Here is a 15,530-nt window from a genome sequence, read left to right on the forward strand (position 1 = left end):
GGGAATGGCGTGACCGTTTGCCGCTCACTCGAGTCGATTTGTCGCGAGCCGTGACCGTGTGTGTTCCAGGTCAGCAGGGGTGTCGACGTCGATGATGTCTGGCCAGGCGAATATCTCCACGCGCTCCGGCTCCCGACCGAACAATGCCTGGGCGCCCCGATCGCCGGACCACTGCATCAGTTCGGCGAAGCAGTCCTGCGGAAAAAGGGCCGGCGGTCCGGCGACACCGTTTTGCTTCGTTGCCAGAATCCGCCCGGGCTGTTGCTGATGTCGCTCCAGCATGCGTGTGTAGCAAGATGTTTCCAGCAGCGGCTGATCGGCGAGGCAGAGCAGGGCGCCGGTGGCCTGGGGAAAGTGATCAACCACAACGCGGATGCCGGCGGCCAGCGAGCTGCCCATGCCGTCGGCCCAGCCAGCATGACGAACCAGGCGAAGCGGCAGGTCGGCCAGCGCTGCGCTGACCTGCTCGGCATGGGCACCGGTCACGACGATGAGTTCGGCACCGGTGGCTAAAGCCGTGCGGGCCGCGCGGTGCACCATGGTTTCCCCGTCGATGTCGGCCAGCTGCTTGATGCCGCCGAAGCGCCTGCTTTCGCCGGCGGCCAGCAGCACGATTACCGGGGCACTGTCCCCAAGCTCGGTCATCAGTGGATCGCGCCTTCGTTGTCGCGCAGCGGACCGCCGCTGCGGCCGTTGATCACCGCCATGATTTCGGCGGCGACGGCGAGGGCGATTTCCTCGGGCGTTTCCGAGCCGATATCCAGGCCGGCCGGCGCATGCAACCGAATGCCTTTGAGCTGCGCATCGCCGCGCATGCGCCCGACACGCTCGCGCGAACCCAGGGTGCCGAGATAGGCAACCGGCGCGTCGCGCAGCGCGGCAAGATATGCCATGTCGCGTTCGATATTGTGGGTCATCACTACGACGGAACTGTGCGCGTCAAGCGGTAGTGCGTCGCGAACCTTGTCCGGCGCGGCGCAGACGGCGTGCAGTCCAGCGGGCAGGTCGATCGCCGCAAGGCGCGCGGGATCGTGATCGACCAGCGTCGTCTGCCAGCCCAGCGCGCTTGCTACCGGCAGCAGCGCGCGTGCGGCAGCGCTATCGCCGATCACGATCAGCGCGTGCGGCGGTGCCAGCGGCTCCACCAGCACGTCAACTTCGCCCTGCGTTCCGGGCAGGCGCAGGGCAACCGGGCGCGCCGCGTCGTTCGAGGCGATAGTTTCAAAGATGGCTTTCATCAGCGCGTCATCGCCGATGCTGTCGTAGAACACCTCGTCACCGCACCACAACAGCCGCTGCGGCATTACCACGGCGTTGTCGACGGCAAACACCGTGGCCATGCGCGCGCTGATTCGCTGATCGAGACAGTGCGACAGCGCGTCGACAAATTCCATCGCCTTGGGCGCCAGCAGCGGCTCGAGCAGCACCTCGAGCTCGCCGCCGCAGCCCATTTCCATCAGCACATCGAGCCCGGATTCGGCGTTATAGCTGACCAGCCGCGTCGCGCCGTTTGCCATCACCTCCAGCGCGCGCTGCACGATATCGCGCTGCGGGCAGCCGCCGGAGAGTTCGCACACCACGCTGCCGTCGGCCAGCACCAGCATGCGCGTGCCGGCGCGGCGAAAGGTCGAGCCGCGCGTGCGCACCAGAGTAGCCAGGGCGGCTCGGGGCTGCGCATCGTGCGACAGCGCGCGCAGTGCAGCGATCAGCGTGGCCAGTTCTTGCGCCGAATTCATGCCTACCTCGAAGTGGAATCGGAAAAATCAGGGGCGCCCCAGCGCACAGCATAGGCCGCGCGCCGCGCCAATGCAGCGGGCCGATCATGCGACTGACCGGCCCGCCGTGTTGCGCCTGACATGGGTGATACTCAGGCGACTTTCGACATCAGCAGATCCTCGACGTGCACCGGCAGATCGCGTACGCGCACGCCGGTGGCGTGATGCACAGCCGCGGTGACGGCCGCTGCCAATCCGGCGATACCGATCTCGCCGATACCGCGCGCGCCCATCTCGTTGAGCTTCGTGTCGGGATAGTCCAGGAATACCACGTCGATATCCGGCGCATCGGCATGCGTCACCATCACGTAATCGGCGAGGTTGCTGTTGATCGCCATGCCGTTGCGGGAGTCGTAGCGGGTCTCCTCGAACAGCGCCATGCCGATGCCCATGGTTACCGCGCCTTCGATCTGGTTGCGGCCGGTCATCGGGTTGATGATCTTGCCCGCGTCGATGACGCTGACCACGCGCGTGATGCGCAGCCGGGCGATGGCCGGCTCCCAGCTCACCTCGACGAAGTGCGCGCCGTAGGAATGCGACGAGTATTTCGGATGCTTGTCGCCCATCGTGCCCTTGGCCTTGCCGCTGCCTTCGACGTGGCCAAGGCGTGCGGCGGTCAGAACATCTTCAAAGCGGCGGCCCTGATCGGCCGATTCGTTTTTGCGATGCACGCGGCCATCGGTGAAAGCCAGATCTTCCGCGTCGACCTTGGCGAATGCGGCGTCGCTTTCACTCGCGCTTTTCAGCAGCTGCTCTACCGCGTCGCGCGAGGCCTCGGCCACCGCGGGAATCAGCGACGCCGTGGCCATGGACCCGCCCGAGAACGGCCCGGCCGGCAGGCTGCTGTCACCGATCACCACTTTGACCTTGTCCATGTCGACGCCGATCAGTTCGGAGACCATCTGCGCCAGCATCGTATAGGTGCCGGTGCCGATGTCCTGTGTGCCGCTGGCTACGCGCACGCTGCCGTCGGCGTTGATGGTCACGCTGGCGGTGGCGTCGGCGCGCGAAGCGATCCAGCTGCACGCGGCCATGCCCCAGCCCAGAATCACGCCCTTGTCGCGCATCGAGCCCACTGCAGGGTTGCGCTTCGACCAGCCGAATGTTTCCGCACCGGTCGTCAGGCATTCCTTCAGATGACGCGACGAAAACGGAATATTCTTGCTTTCGTCGATCTCCGGCTCGTTGATCAGGCGCAGTTCGACCGGGTCCATCTTCAGGGCGATGGCCAGTTCATCCATCGCCGATTCCACCGCGTACAAACCGGGCACCGCGCCGGGTCCGCGCATTGAGGTGTTCGGCGCAATATCGCGACGCGCAAAGGCCGAGGTGACGCGCAGGTTCGGCGTGCTGTAGAGAAAGCCGGTGGCCTCGCCGCAGTCTTCCTTGGTGTCATCCAGGCGCGAGCTGTGCTGGATGAAGTCCTGCTGCAGCGAGACCAGCTTGCCGTCCTTGCCGGCACCGAGGCGCACGCGCTGCTGGGTATTGGTGCGGTGGCCGACGTTGTGAAACATCATCTGCCGCGTCACCACCAGTTTGATCGGCCGATGCAGATCGCGTGCGGCGGCGGCGGCCAGCAGCGCGTGCGGCCACGGCCACAGCTTGCCGCCAAAACCCGAGCCAAGATATTCGGTGATGACGCGCAGATTCTCCTGCGGCACGCCGAGCATCTTCGCCATCACCGCGCGGTGATTCATGATCGCCTGCGAGGTTTCGTACAAGGTGAAGCGCTCACCGTCCCACAGCGCCACGCTGGCGTGCAGCTCGATCGGATTATGGGTTTCCGGCGGCGTGGTGTAGACGTGGTCGACGGTGACGGCTGCCTTGCCGAAGGCCTTATCCGGATCGCCGCGCTCGGTATCGGTTTCCGGCTTCTCGTCCGGGCTGAGCTTCATGCGGACGTCGGGCGCTTTCGTGCCGGCGTAGGTCGCCACCACCTTGTCGGCCGCCGCGGTGGCCTGTTCGAACGTATCGGCCACCACCAATGCCACGTACTGGCCGTAGTAGCGAACTTCGTCATCTTCCAGCGGCGGGCGGCGCTCGTCGATCTGCGCCTTGCTCGATTTGGGTACGCGATAGAACGTGCCGATGTTTTCGCGCGTGTAGATTTTCTGTACGCCGGGCATGGCCGCCGCTGCTGCGGTATCGATCGACTGAATCGTGCCGCTGGCAATGCGCGCACATACGGGCACGGCGTAAAGCATGCCGGGAAAGTGGAAGTCGGAGCTGTAGCGCGCCACGCCGCTCACTTTCAGCGGCCCGTCGATACGGGTGGCCGAACGGCCGATAACGGGCAGGGACGTGGCGACAGTTTTATCGCTGGACGGGGTATCGGTAGACATGTGCGGTTCCTCGAATCATCGATTTCGAATAAGCGGTGCGCGCGAAGCGGATGATCACGGCGACGCGATCAGACACTCGCCACAGTGTCGAGCGCGTGCGTGAGGCAGCGCTGCGCCAGATCCACCTTGAAGGCATTCTCGCTCTGCGGCCGCGCGTCGCGCAGGGCGACGGCGGCGGCAGCAGCGAAATTTTCCGGCGTGGGCGAATGGCCCTGCAGCGCTTTCTCGGCCTCCGGCGAACGCCACGGCTTGGTACCTACGCCGCCCAGCGCAATCCGCACGTGGCTGATCTTGCCCGCCTCCGTGGCGAACACCACCGCGGCCGAGGCCAGGGCAAACTCGTACGAGGCGCGGTCGCGCAGTTTCAGATAGTGCGAGCGGGAACCCTCGACTGGCGCCGGCAGCAGCACATGGGTGATCAGATCGCCGGGCTGCAGCACCGTTTCGTGTTCTGGCGTGGTTCCGGGCAACAGAAAGAAATCATCGATTGGTACCTGCCGCTCGCCCTGCGTACCTTGCACCACGATGACGGCCTCCAGTGCCGCCAGCGCTACATTCATGTCTGACGGATTGGTAGCGATGCAGTGATCGCTAGTACCCAGGATGGCCAGATGGCGGTTGGCGCCCTTGATCGCCGAGCAGCCGCTGCCGGGCTCGCGCTTGTTGCACGGCATGTCCGCATCGCGAAAGTAATTGCAGCGGGTGCGCTGTAGCAGGTTGCCGCCGGTGCTGGCCATATTGCGCAGCTGCGTGGACGCACCGGCGAGCAGCGCCTCGGACAGCACCGCGTAATCGCGCTGCACGACCGGATGATGGGCAAGGTCGCTGTTGCGCACGAGCGCACCAATCTTCAGCCGTCCATCGGCCAGCGTCTCCACCTCGCGCAACGGAAGATGATTGATGTCGACCACCCGCTGCGGGCGCTCGACGTTGAGCTTCATCAGATCGATCAGCGTGGTACCACCGGCAACGAAACGTACTTCGGCGCCCTGTTGGGCGGTGCTGGCGTTGGCCGCTGCGGCGATCGCGTCGCGCGTCTGGCTGGCACGCGAATAGGTAAAAGGTTCCATGTCTTGCTCCTCAGGCTTTGCGGACCTGCTGAATGGCCGCAACGATGTTGGAATACGCGCCACAGCGGCAGATGTTGCCGCTCATGGCTTCCTTGACGTCGGCATTGGCCGAGCCGCAGGGCTCTCTCAGCAGCGCGGTGGCCGACATGATCTGGCCCGAGGTGCAGTAACCGCACTGGTAGCCGTCGTGCTCCAGAAACGCCTGCTGCATTGGATGCAGGCCGCCGGGTTTACCGAGGCCTTCGATGGTGGTGATGTCGTCGCCCTCATGCATCGCCGCCAGGCTGAGGCAGGCATTTACCCGACGGCCGTTGACGTGCACCGTGCAGGCACCGCACTGGCCGTGATCGCAGCCCTTTTTGCTGCCGGTGAGCTGAAGGTGATCGCGCAACGCGTCGAGCAGCGTCGTGCGTGGATCGACACGCAGCGTCTGGCTGCTGCCGTTGACTTTCAGCGTCAGGGAAAGCTTTCCCGGATCGGCATCGTTGGCGTTTTGTGCGGCGGCACCGAGCGGCGCTGCCGCGTAACCCTCCTTGGGCAAACCCAGCCCGGTCGCTGCACCGGTCAGGCCGACCATCTGCAGGAAGTTTCGGCGGCTCAGCGTTCCATTATCGCTCGGTGCATGCGTTACGGAAGCGTCGGCTCCTGATTTTTTCTCGGACATGGCTGGCTCCTGAGGCTGGCTTGGTCACGTTGAACGGGATCACGCAGAGCCTTCCATGGAGCTGCATTGAGAGAGGGAGAAGAAGAAGCGAAGCGAGGGATTCGTTCCGGCGGGCAGGGGCGAGATGCCGGCGTGCGTAATGGATCAGTAGGTGCTTTTCGGACAATGAAGTCTTGGGCCACGAACACAGGGTATCGAGCGCCAGGTCAACTTTCGGTGAGCTTGGCGGACATCTTTTCTGATCAGGTTTCCGGAGATACGTGGAATATGTTTACAAGCATATAGTACATATATAAACTATATCCAGCCGAAAAAATGGTACGTGCCAGTGAACAACAGCTTTGCTCCCACCGAACAACGCCTCGCCGTTACCTGCAAGCGCTATCCGCGCTTTCCCATGGGACCGGGCAAGCTTGCGCGCCTGATCAAGCACATCCACAAGGCGCTGCACGACGACGCCAACACCATCCTGAAGCCGTACGGCATCAATCACCCCGAATACAACCTGCTGATGATGATCTACGGCACGGAAAGCGGGACGATGCTGCCATCGGAGTTGGCCGAAGCGGCGGGTGAGAAATCTGCCAATATCACCCGGCTGACCAACGAGCTTTGCGAAAAGGGTCTGATCGTTCGTGCCAGCAGCGCGGACGATCGCCGCAAAGTCGAACTGAGCCTTACGCCTGCGGGTTTGGCGCTGATCAATCGTTTTCTGCCCGACATTTGCGGGCTGCTGGAACGCCAGGGCCGTGATCTGAGCGTGACCGAGCAGAAGCAGCTGGAGAGGCTGCTGAAAAAGATGTTGAACGGACTGTCCGCCTGAGGCGTATCGCATGTCAGTCGACGCCGCTGCCATCGCCACCCCGAACAACCGCACGGTTGTCGTCGATGCCTTGCGCGACGAGGCGGGCGTATGGCTGTTCGTGTTCAAGACCCTGCTGGCATTTTACCTTGCCGGCTGGCTGGCCATGCGTTTTTCACTCGCACAACCATCGACGGCCATGCTCACCGTCATCATTGTGGCCAACCGCCAGTCCGGCATGGTGCTGGCCAAAAGCTTTTATCGGGCGATCGGCACGCTGGCCGGCGCGGTGGCCGCATTCGTTATCGTGGGGCTGTTTCCGCAGCAGCGTGAGCTGTTTCTGCTGTCGTTATCTCTGTGGATCGGCCTGTGCGCGGGCGGCGCCACGCTGTATCGCAACTTCAAATCCTATGCGTTTGTACTGGGCGGCTATACCGCCGCCATCATCGCGGTGCCTGTGATCAATCATCCGCCGGCGGTGTTCGATTCGGCGGTGGCACGCATCAGTGAGGTGCTGCTGGCGCTGATGGTGAGCGGTGCGGTGAACGATGTCGTACTGCCCAGCCGCATGCGCGATGTGTTGCGCCGTACGGCCAGAGCGCAGTTCGCACACTTCATCGGCTTCGTGCAGGGCAGCACCGGCGGCAGCATTCCGCGCGACGCCATGGAAAACGCCCACCTGCGTTTCGTGCGCGATGCGGTGACGCTGGAAGACCTGCGCAGCTCGGTGATCTTCGAAGATGCGGAAGCGCGCGCACGCAGTGGCCATCTGCAGTTGTTCAATCAGCGCTTCATGGCGGCGTCGACCAGCTTCCAGTCGCTGCATCACCTGGTCAATCGTCTGCAGCGCAATGGGCAAACGGCGTCGGCAAAAGCGATCATCGAACTGTATGCGCCGATCGGCACGGCGCTTGACGCACCGATAGAAGCCGGGGCCGCCGCAGCTATCCTGCTGCCGCGCCTGACCGCCGCACGCAAGACAATGGCCACCCGCGCGCCTTTTCTGCGTCATGGCCTGATCGGGCCAAACGCCGTGCGCGATTTCGATACCGGTGCCAGCCTGCTGTTGCGCTTTGTCGAAGAGCTGCACGACTACGTGGAATCGGCGGCCTCGCTGCAGGCGCCCAGGCTGGTGTTGCGCTCGCCCGAGCGGGTGAACTTCGAGCGTGGCAACGACTTCGCCAGCGCCGGTCTGGCGGTATTTCGCACCACGCTGACCATGCTGGTGCTGGGCATCTTCTGGATCGACGCGGCGTGGCCGATGGGCGCCAGCGCGATGCTGATTGCCACGATCTTCGCCGGGCTATTCGCGACGGCGCCCGATCCGGTACGCGCGACCCGTTCGGTGCTGCTGGGTTATGCCAGCGGCATGGCGGCCGCGTTTTTTTGCGTGTTTTTCGTGCTTACGCGAATGGACGGCTACGGTCTACTGGTTGCCGGCACCGCGCCTTTTCTGATGCTGGGGTTGATGCTGCTGATGCGGCCATCGGTCGCCAGCTACGGGCTCGGCTGCTGCATGGGCTTTGCCTACATTCTCGCTGTGAAGAATCCGATGGTGTTCGACCCGCTCAGCTTCCTCAACGACGTGATCGCTCAGCTGATCGGCCTGAGTTCGGCGGCGATTGCCTTTATCGTGGTGCCGCCGGCCATTGGCAGCCACTGGCTGCGGCGACGCCAGCTGGAACGGCTGCGCCGCCAGGTGACGCTGGCCGCGGAAGCGCCGCTGGCCGGATTGCGCCAGCGTTTTGAAAGCGTCAACCACGATCTCTTCAGCCAGATCGTGGCCCAGACCGCGCCCGGCAGCGACGATTCCCGCGCTTTGATCGCCTGGGCGCTGGCCGTGCACGAAACCGGCGGCGCGCTGATCGCGTTGCGTCAGGACCGCTTGACTCATCGCATGCCGGACGAGATCGATCGATGCATTGCTCTGGCCATCAACGCGCTGGCGCGCTTCTACGAGCGGCCTGATAGCGAGGGCTATGCGCGCACGCGCGATGCCGTCACCAACGCCATCGATCGCGCGTCTGCCGAGCCCAGCGCGCGACCGCTGCTCGACCATCTGCATCTGATCCGACTGGCGCTGCTCGACGGCGAGTCGGCCATTGCCGATTACATGCCGGAAACGCCTGCGGCCAAGGAGTTGACCCATGCCTCGTGAAATTGCCCTGGGCGATGCGCTGGTACCCGGCTTGCTGCTGCTGTTCATGGTGTCGCTCGCGCTGCTGTGGCTGATCGACTGGCTGGCCGGCCGCTTTGGGCTTTATCGAATGGTCTGGCACCCACCGGTGTTTCGACTCGCGCTTTTTGTTTGTGTCTTCGGCGGCCTTGCGCTGCTCCTGCTTTGAGAATGACGGCCATGAAAACTGCCACGCTGGTTCGTTTCGTTGTGACTTTCGTCGTCTTGCTGGCGGCGGTCGTCGTCGGGCACACGCTGTGGAAGCACTATATGTATTCGCCCTGGACGCGCGACGGTCGCGTGCGCGCGGAGATCGTGCGCATCGCGCCGGACGTGTCCGGTCTGGTGACCAAGGTCAACGTGATCGACAACCAGACGGTGAAGAAGGGCGACCTGCTGTTCGAGATCGATCCGTCGCGATATCAGAACGCGCTCGATCTGGCCAAGGCCAATGTCGGCGTCGCGCAAGCCGCCGCGCGCGCGGCCAAGGCCAACGTGGAAGCCGCCGCGGCCGGCGCCGCACAGAGCAAATCGTCGTACGGCATGGCGGCCGAGCAATCCAGCCGCCGGCAGCGGCTCAGCGATGTGGTGTCCGAAGAAGCGCGCGCCGATGCACGCTCGGCGGCCGATGCCGCGCGCGCTGGTTTAGACAAAGCGCAGGCGGGCCTGGATCAGGCGATGGCGGCCGAACAGCAGGCGCAGGCGGCGGTCACCCAAGCGCAGGTCGCGGTAGCGGCCGCGCAGCTCAATCTGGATCGCACCGAAGTGCGCGCGCCCACCGACGGCTATGTCACCAATCTGCTGGTGCGGGTCGGCGACTATGCCAGTGCCGGCGCGCCTCGAATGGCGTTGATCGACAGCCACTCCTATTGGGTCTACGGCTATTTCGAGGAAACCAAGCTGCCGCAGGTGCGCATCGGCGATGCGGTGGATATCCGCCTGATGAGTGGCGGCGTGCGCCTGCATGGCAAGGTGCAGAGCATTGCCCGAGGTATCACCGACGCCGGCAGTCCCACCGGATCGGATCTGCTGTCCGACGTCAACCCAACGTTCAATTGGGTGCGGCTGGCCCAGCGCGTGCCGGTGCGCGTCGCGATCGATACCGATCACCTGCCCGCAGGCACCGTACTTGCCGCGGGCATGACGGCCACGTTGATCGTGCATCCGCACAAGGCGGACGATGCCAACACCACAGCGGCCGCTACGCCATGAACCGTCACGACAGACCATGGATTCGCGCCGCCGCGCTGGCGCTGAGCATCGCGCTGACCGGCTGTATCAGCACCGGTGGCCTGCACACCACCGGCAAGCTGACCGACCCTGCCAGCCTGAAATCCGAGCGCAGTCTCGCCGATGTATCGCTCAGTCCGACAGCATGGCCGGCGCAGGACTGGTGGGTAGGTTTCGGCGATCCTCAGCTCAGCACGCTGATTGAGGAGGCGCTGAAGAACAATCCCTCGCTGGCGGAAGCGGAGGCGCGCGCGCGCCGCGCGCAGGCTGCCGCCGATGGGCTTGATGCAGCGCGCGATCCGCAGGTAGGGCTGGAAGCCAGCGCCGTCGGCGCCAGGCTGTCGAGCAAGGATCCGGTCTATCCCGAATACGCGCTCGGCAGCTTTGCCTGGGCCAAGTCGGTGACGGCAGGCTTCTCCTGGGATCTGGATTTGTGGGGCGGCCGGCGCGCCGCATGGGAGGCGGCGCTGGGACGCAGCCGTGCGGCGCAGATCGATGCGCATGCCGCACGCATCCAGCTGTCGGTCAATATCGCGCGAGCCTATGTCAGGTTGGGTTACGCCTTCGCACAACGGGACGTGGCGGAGGCCGAACAGCAGCGCGCCAGCAAGTCGCTTGCCATCACGCGGCGACTGGTGGAAGGCGGCCTGGGCACGACGCAGGAAGCCTATTTAGCCGACTCGCAGGTGGCCAGCGCCGAGCAGCAGAAAGTGCAGGCGGATCGCGCCATCGATGCCGCGCGCAGCAGCCTCTCTGTGTTGCTGGGGCAGGGACCCGATCGCGGGCTTGCCATCACCCGCCCGCATCTGCTCGATCAAGGCAAGATCGCGCTGCCCGATCAGTTATCGGTTGGCCTGCTGGGACGCCGCGCCGATCTGGTCGCTGCGCGCTGGCAGGTCGAAGCGGCGGCGAAGGACATCAAGGCCACGAAGACGGAATTCCTGCCCAATATCAGCCTCAGCGCCATGGCCGGCCTAGTCGCTGTCGGCGACAGCACCAGCGTGTTTCAGCTGCCGGCGCGCACGTTCAGCGTCGGCCCGGCGCTGAGCCTGCCGATCTTCGACGGCGGCCGCCTCCGCGCCAAGCTGGCCGCCAGCGACTCGGTCTACGACGAGTCGGTAGCGCGCTACAACAGCTTGCTGGTGGCGGCGATCAACGACGTGTCCGATCAGGTCTCGGAGCTGACCTCAGTGCGCAAACAAATCGCGCTCGAAAAGCGCGCGCAGGACGACGCACGCAAAAGTTGGGAGCAGGCGATTGCCGGTTACAAAGGTGGCGTGAGCGGACCGCTGGCTCCGCTGATCAGCCGCCAGCAGCTGCTGCTCGCCGATCAGCGCACCGCGGCGCTGGAAAGCCAGCAGGCCGATATTTCGATTCGCTTGATCGAAGCGCTGGGCGGCGGCTACGCCATGGATGATTCGGTCGCGGTGCAAGCGACGAGGGCGGGGCAGGCATCCCGGTAGCGCGATGCGATGTTTTCGGCGATCCGCCTTGAGCCATCGATTTACTGTCGGGATGGCTACGAAAAGCTGTCACGCAACCCTCGATACTGTTTGTTGAAATAACTTTCCTCAGCTGCCCACCCAAGGACCACGCCATGATCGAAGTGCATCACCTCAACGAGTCACGCTCGCGCCGCATTACCTGGCTGCTGGAAGAGCTTGGCCTGGAATACACGATCATCAAATACCAGCGCGATCCGAAAACGCGCCTGGCGCCGCCGGAGCTGTTGAAGATCCATCCGCTGGGCAAGGCGCCGGTGATCCGCGATGGCAGCGAGGTGATTTTCGAATCGGGTGCGATCGTGGAGTATCTGATCCGCCGCTACGGCAACGGTCGCCTGGCGCCGGCGCAGGATACGTCTGACTACAACCGCTATATCGAGCTTCTGCATTACGCCGAAGGTTCGGCGATGCTGCCTCTACTGCTGAAGTTCTATACCAGCCGCCTTGGCGAGGCGGCCGCGCCGCTGGGGCCGCGTATCGACGGCGAGATGCAGAATCATCTGGGCTTTCTCAATGACCAGCTCGCCTCGCGCGATTTCTTCGTCGGCAACGACCTGACCGGCGCGGATATCCAGCTGATTTTCGTGACGCAGCTTGCGGAGCGGTTTGCCGGCGAAAACGCGTTTCCGCACCTCACCGCTTTCAATCAGCGCATGGCGGCCCGCCCGGCGTATAAGCGCGCGATGGCGAAGGGCGGCGAGTAATCGACGTAACGCAGCGTCGATATCGCAACGAGGCTTGCGCATTCCGAGACGTCTACTTGCTAAGGTAACCACCTGATCCGCTGCGTTCGCAGCGTCCACGATCAGGAGCCCGTTCATGTCGACCGCATCTGATCCGCTACCCACACTGCCCACGCCGCCTGCGCATTCACGTGCGATAGCCATTATCGCCAGCGCAACCGTGCTGGCGCTGCTGTATCTGGGCCGGGAAGTGCTGGTGCCCATCACGCTGGCGCTTATTCTCAGCCTGCTGGTTGCCCCACCGGCGCGCTGGCTTCGCAGGATAGGACTGGGCCATGCGCCGTCGGTGCTTGTCGCCGTACTGGTGCTGGCCATGTTTCTGGTCGGGCTGGCAACAGTGATGGGTTCGCAGATTGCACACATGGCCAGCAGCCTGCCGCAGTATCAGGAAACGGTGCATACCAAGGTCCAGGCTTTGAGCAAGCTGACGGCAGGTCGGCTGGAAGCGTTGCAGGAGCAGGTGGGGAGGGTCATGAGCCAGCTTGGCGACCGCACCGTGGAACAGCCAGACGCGGCGGCAGACCCGCTGCAACCTCTGAAGGCGTCGAGCAACGTGGTGCCGGTGGAAATACGCACGCCACCGCCCAGTGCGATGGGTGTGGTCACGCGAATCTTTTCATCGATCTGGCCGCCGCTGCAGACGGCCGGCATCGTGCTGGTAGTGCTGGTCTTCGTGCTGCTTGAACGTGAATCGTTGCGCGATCGTTTCATTCGCCTGGCGGGCGGGGCGGATCTTCGTACCACCACGGAGGCTATCAACGACGCCGGCGAACGGCTATCGCGCTTTTTCGTCTCGCAGTTTGCGGTGAACTTTGGCGTCGGCGTGGTGATCTGGCTCGGACTGGTCATCATCGGCGTGCCCAATGCGCCGCTGTGGGCTTCGCTGACTGCCGTGCTGCGTTTTGTGCCGTATGTTGGTGTGTGGCTTGCGGCGTTTCTTGCCACCTTGCTGGCAGCGGCCGTCGACCCCGGCTGGTCGCTGGCGCTCATGACCATCGGGCTGTACGTGATCGTGGAGACCGTCGCCGGGCAGCTGGTCGAGCCGCAGCTTTACGGCCACACGACCGGCCTTTCACCGCTGGCCGTCGTGGTCGCGGCGATTTTCTGGAGCTGGCTGTGGGGGCCGGTCGGGCTGATCATGTCGACGCCGCTGACACTGTGCCTGGTCGTTGCCGGACGCCACGTCAAGGCGCTCAACCTGCTGGATATCCTGCTCGGCGATCTGCCTGCGCTAACCATGCCGCAGCACTTCTATCAGCGCGCCTTGTCCGGCGATTCGGATGAAATCATCGCGAGCGCGCGCGTATTTCTGAAGCGCAAATCGTTCGCTGCGTATTGCGATGCGGTGCTGCTACCGGCGCTACAGCTCACCCGCATCGATCTGGTCAACGGCCTGATCAGCCCGGCGCAGCAGGTGATCGTGCGCACCGCCATCCTGCGGGTGATCGAATCGCTGGGCAGCCGCGCGCGCAGGCTGCCGCGCTGGCGTCGCAATGCATCCGTTCTCGAAGGCGTCAGCCTGGGCCAGGAGCTGCGCCGGCAACGCGAAAGTATCAGCGGACGCTGGCAGGGGCCGCTGGTGGTTGCGCCACGTTCCGTGGTGCTCTGCATAGGACTGGGCAATATCGGCGACGATCTCGCGACGGAAATTCTCGCCCGCATCCTTCAGGACCTGCATATCGACGCCAGGCATCTGTCGATCAGCGATATCGAGGCGCTCGAGGCCGATCCACCGCCGGAAGTCACGCGCGACGGCGTATCGATGGTCTACATCGTCAGCGCCTCGCCTACCAAGGAGCGCGACAGCAGCCCGGTCGTGGCCAGCGAGATGCGCCGCCGCTTTCCCGATGCCTGCATTCTCGCCGTCATGTTGCCCCAGCTTTTATCGCTGCCGGAAATCACGCCGCCCGATCCTGGCGTGAACCAGGTAGTGACTTCGCTGGAAGAGGCCGCGCAGCAGGCCATCGCGCGCTTTCCCGGTGATGGCAAGGAAGGCAAGCGGTAGCTGCTGCGGTGACCACTGACGCTGGCGATCGCGCTGCCTATCGGCTCGCGCCGCGGCGTTGGCGAGCATAGCCAGAAGGCCTGCACTGTCTTTTAGAATCGCGACGTCGCTTAAACGGATCTCACCTGAGTGCACTGGAATGCAATGATTTCCTCGCTGGACCCGTCGGCGGGTTTGAGCAAAGTAGGGCAGCGAAAATCGCAACGAATGCTAAATGCCAGCGCTTAGTATCGTTGATCACGGTCAACCTTGCTGCTGACGCTTTCGTTGAACGCGGGTGTGGCGCCACGTTGCCTGAGCACTTCCTGCCGGCATCGTGGTGGACGCAACAATCCTGAATTTCACGAGCCCTTCCTATGAAACGAAAACTCCTGACGTTCGCAGCCCAACTGGCCGGCGCAACAGGGTTGCTGGCCCCGATGATCGCGAGTGCGCAGATTGTGGTGGTACCTGCGCCCGTGTATCACTACGAAAGGCTTCCCCCTCCGCGCCACGGCATGGTGTGGCATTCGGGCTATTGGCGGTGGGCGCATGGCGCTTACGTATGGACACCGGGTGTGTGGGCACCCGTCGTGGTCGAGCCAGCGCCCGATCAGGTTGTCGTTGTCCCGCCACCGCCGGCGCCGCCACCGCCGCGGGTAGAGCGCCTCTCGGCCGATGCGCTTTTTCCGTTCGACAAGGGCAACGTAAACGACATTCGGCCCCAGGGCCTCGCGGACATCGCGCAGATCGCCGCGCGCCTGCGGGCCAATCCGTTCGGGCACGTCGAAGTACGCGGATATACCGACAGGCTCGGTACGGACGCCTATAACCTCGACCTGTCGCAGCGGCGCGCCGACGCCGTAAAGGCGGAGCTGATCGCGCAAGGTCTGCCGGCAGGAAAGATCCGCGCTGAAGGGCTCGGCAGTCAGGACCCGATCGTCCAGTGTTCAAACCGAAATCGCCAGTCACTGATCCTGTGCCTGCAACCGAACCGCCGCGTCGAAATTGTGACTTACTTGAGCGACCAGCCGAGATGGTAGAGCGAGCATCGCGGCTCCCCGCGGTGAATCTCTAATTTGACATAATATACATTATGCGAAATAATGGAGCCATCGGGACGGTGGCCGTCTTGGCCATGCTGCTGGCCCTGTTGTTGAGCGCACTCCAAAATGGCATGGCTACACAGTCCTGATGTCCCCGGCGCGCAGTTAGGACTGCGCACATTTCGCGCGACGC

12 protein-coding genes and 2 pseudogenes are annotated in these 15,530 nt (G+C 64.0%); 8 read left to right on the plus strand and 6 right to left on the minus strand.

Annotation, left to right across the window (positions count from 1 at the left end; genetic code table 11):
* Positions 1-24: 24 nt before the first annotated feature.
* The 6 genes and pseudogenes from ACDK93_RS10420 to ACDK93_RS10445 form a co-directional block, all read right to left on the minus strand.
* Complete coding sequence (locus ACDK93_RS10420) at positions 25-645, minus strand: nucleotidyltransferase family protein (protein ID WP_458068452.1); 621 nt, start codon at positions 643-645, stop codon at positions 25-27.
* Positions 645-1,736: an XdhC family protein gene (locus ACDK93_RS10425; protein ID WP_458068454.1), complete on the minus strand. Its 1,092-nt coding sequence runs from the start codon at positions 1,734-1,736 to the stop codon at positions 645-647. Before ACDK93_RS10425 ends, ACDK93_RS10420 begins: the two co-directional genes overlap by 1 nt.
* A gap of 131 nt (positions 1,737-1,867) precedes the next feature.
* Complete coding sequence (locus ACDK93_RS10430) at positions 1,868-4,117, minus strand: xanthine dehydrogenase family protein molybdopterin-binding subunit (protein ID WP_458068455.1); 2,250 nt, start codon at positions 4,115-4,117, stop codon at positions 1,868-1,870.
* 68 nt (positions 4,118-4,185) lie between these two features.
* A complete protein-coding gene (locus ACDK93_RS10435) occupies positions 4,186-5,187 on the minus strand; it encodes an FAD binding domain-containing protein (protein WP_458068456.1) in 1,002 nt (333 codons plus the stop codon).
* A gap of 10 nt (positions 5,188-5,197) precedes the next feature.
* Positions 5,198-5,638: pseudogene (locus tag ACDK93_RS10440) on the minus strand ((2Fe-2S)-binding protein); the annotation flags it as partial.
* Positions 5,639-5,728: 90 nt separating this feature from the next.
* A pseudogene (locus ACDK93_RS10445) lies at positions 5,729-5,851 on the minus strand (twin-arginine translocation signal domain-containing protein); the annotation flags it as partial.
* Positions 5,852-6,179: 328 nt separating this feature from the next.
* On the opposite strand from ACDK93_RS10445, the gene ACDK93_RS10450 reads away from it, so the two are divergent.
* From ACDK93_RS10450 to ACDK93_RS10485, 8 genes are all read left to right on the plus strand, one after another.
* Complete coding sequence (locus ACDK93_RS10450; RefSeq protein ID WP_458068458.1) at positions 6,180-6,674, plus strand: MarR family winged helix-turn-helix transcriptional regulator; 495 nt, start codon at positions 6,180-6,182, stop codon at positions 6,672-6,674.
* A gap of 10 nt (positions 6,675-6,684) precedes the next feature.
* Entirely contained in the window at positions 6,685-8,811 is a 2,127-nt protein-coding gene (locus tag ACDK93_RS10455) for an FUSC family protein (protein ID WP_458068459.1), read from the plus strand.
* Complete coding sequence (locus ACDK93_RS10460) at positions 8,801-8,998, plus strand: DUF1656 domain-containing protein (protein WP_458068460.1); 198 nt, start codon at positions 8,801-8,803, stop codon at positions 8,996-8,998. The genes ACDK93_RS10455 and ACDK93_RS10460 overlap by 11 nt, the downstream gene beginning before the upstream one ends.
* A gap of 11 nt (positions 8,999-9,009) precedes the next feature.
* Entirely contained in the window at positions 9,010-10,041 is a 1,032-nt protein-coding gene (locus ACDK93_RS10465) for a biotin/lipoyl-binding protein (protein WP_458068462.1), read from the plus strand.
* A complete protein-coding gene (locus ACDK93_RS10470; protein ID WP_458068463.1) occupies positions 10,038-11,522 on the plus strand; it encodes an efflux transporter outer membrane subunit in 1,485 nt (494 codons plus the stop codon). The genes ACDK93_RS10465 and ACDK93_RS10470 overlap by 4 nt, the downstream gene beginning before the upstream one ends.
* Before the next feature lie 134 nt (positions 11,523-11,656).
* Complete coding sequence (locus ACDK93_RS10475) at positions 11,657-12,268, plus strand: glutathione S-transferase family protein (protein ID WP_458068464.1); 612 nt, start codon at positions 11,657-11,659, stop codon at positions 12,266-12,268.
* Positions 12,269-12,383: 115 nt separating this feature from the next.
* Entirely contained in the window at positions 12,384-14,312 is a 1,929-nt protein-coding gene (locus tag ACDK93_RS10480; protein ID WP_458068465.1) for an AI-2E family transporter, read from the plus strand.
* Positions 14,313-14,668: 356 nt separating this feature from the next.
* Entirely contained in the window at positions 14,669-15,334 is a 666-nt protein-coding gene (locus ACDK93_RS10485) for an OmpA family protein (RefSeq protein ID WP_458068466.1), read from the plus strand.
* Positions 15,335-15,530: the final 196 nt, after the last annotated feature.

Source organism: Rhodanobacter sp. BL-MT-08 (genome assembly GCF_054161255.1).

Coding starts and splice junctions, on each gene's coding strand:
- ACDK93_RS10420 (WP_458068452.1), bottom strand. CDS start 645: ATGACCGAGCTTGGGGACAGTGCCCCGGTAATCGTGCTGCTGGCCGCC.
- ACDK93_RS10425 (WP_458068454.1), bottom strand. CDS start 1,736: ATGAATTCGGCGCAAGAACTGGCCACGCTGATCGCTGCACTGCGCGCG.
- ACDK93_RS10430 (WP_458068455.1), bottom strand. CDS start 4,117: ATGTCTACCGATACCCCGTCCAGCGATAAAACTGTCGCCACGTCCCTG.
- ACDK93_RS10435 (WP_458068456.1), bottom strand. CDS start 5,187: ATGGAACCTTTTACCTATTCGCGTGCCAGCCAGACGCGCGACGCGATC.
- ACDK93_RS10455 (WP_458068459.1), top strand. CDS start 6,685: ATGTCAGTCGACGCCGCTGCCATCGCCACCCCGAACAACCGCACGGTT.
- ACDK93_RS10460 (WP_458068460.1), top strand. CDS start 8,801: ATGCCTCGTGAAATTGCCCTGGGCGATGCGCTGGTACCCGGCTTGCTG.
- ACDK93_RS10465 (WP_458068462.1), top strand. CDS start 9,010: ATGAAAACTGCCACGCTGGTTCGTTTCGTTGTGACTTTCGTCGTCTTG.
- ACDK93_RS10470 (WP_458068463.1), top strand. CDS start 10,038: ATGAACCGTCACGACAGACCATGGATTCGCGCCGCCGCGCTGGCGCTG.
- ACDK93_RS10475 (WP_458068464.1), top strand. CDS start 11,657: ATGATCGAAGTGCATCACCTCAACGAGTCACGCTCGCGCCGCATTACC.
- ACDK93_RS10480 (WP_458068465.1), top strand. CDS start 12,384: ATGTCGACCGCATCTGATCCGCTACCCACACTGCCCACGCCGCCTGCG.
- ACDK93_RS10485 (WP_458068466.1), top strand. CDS start 14,669: ATGAAACGAAAACTCCTGACGTTCGCAGCCCAACTGGCCGGCGCAACA.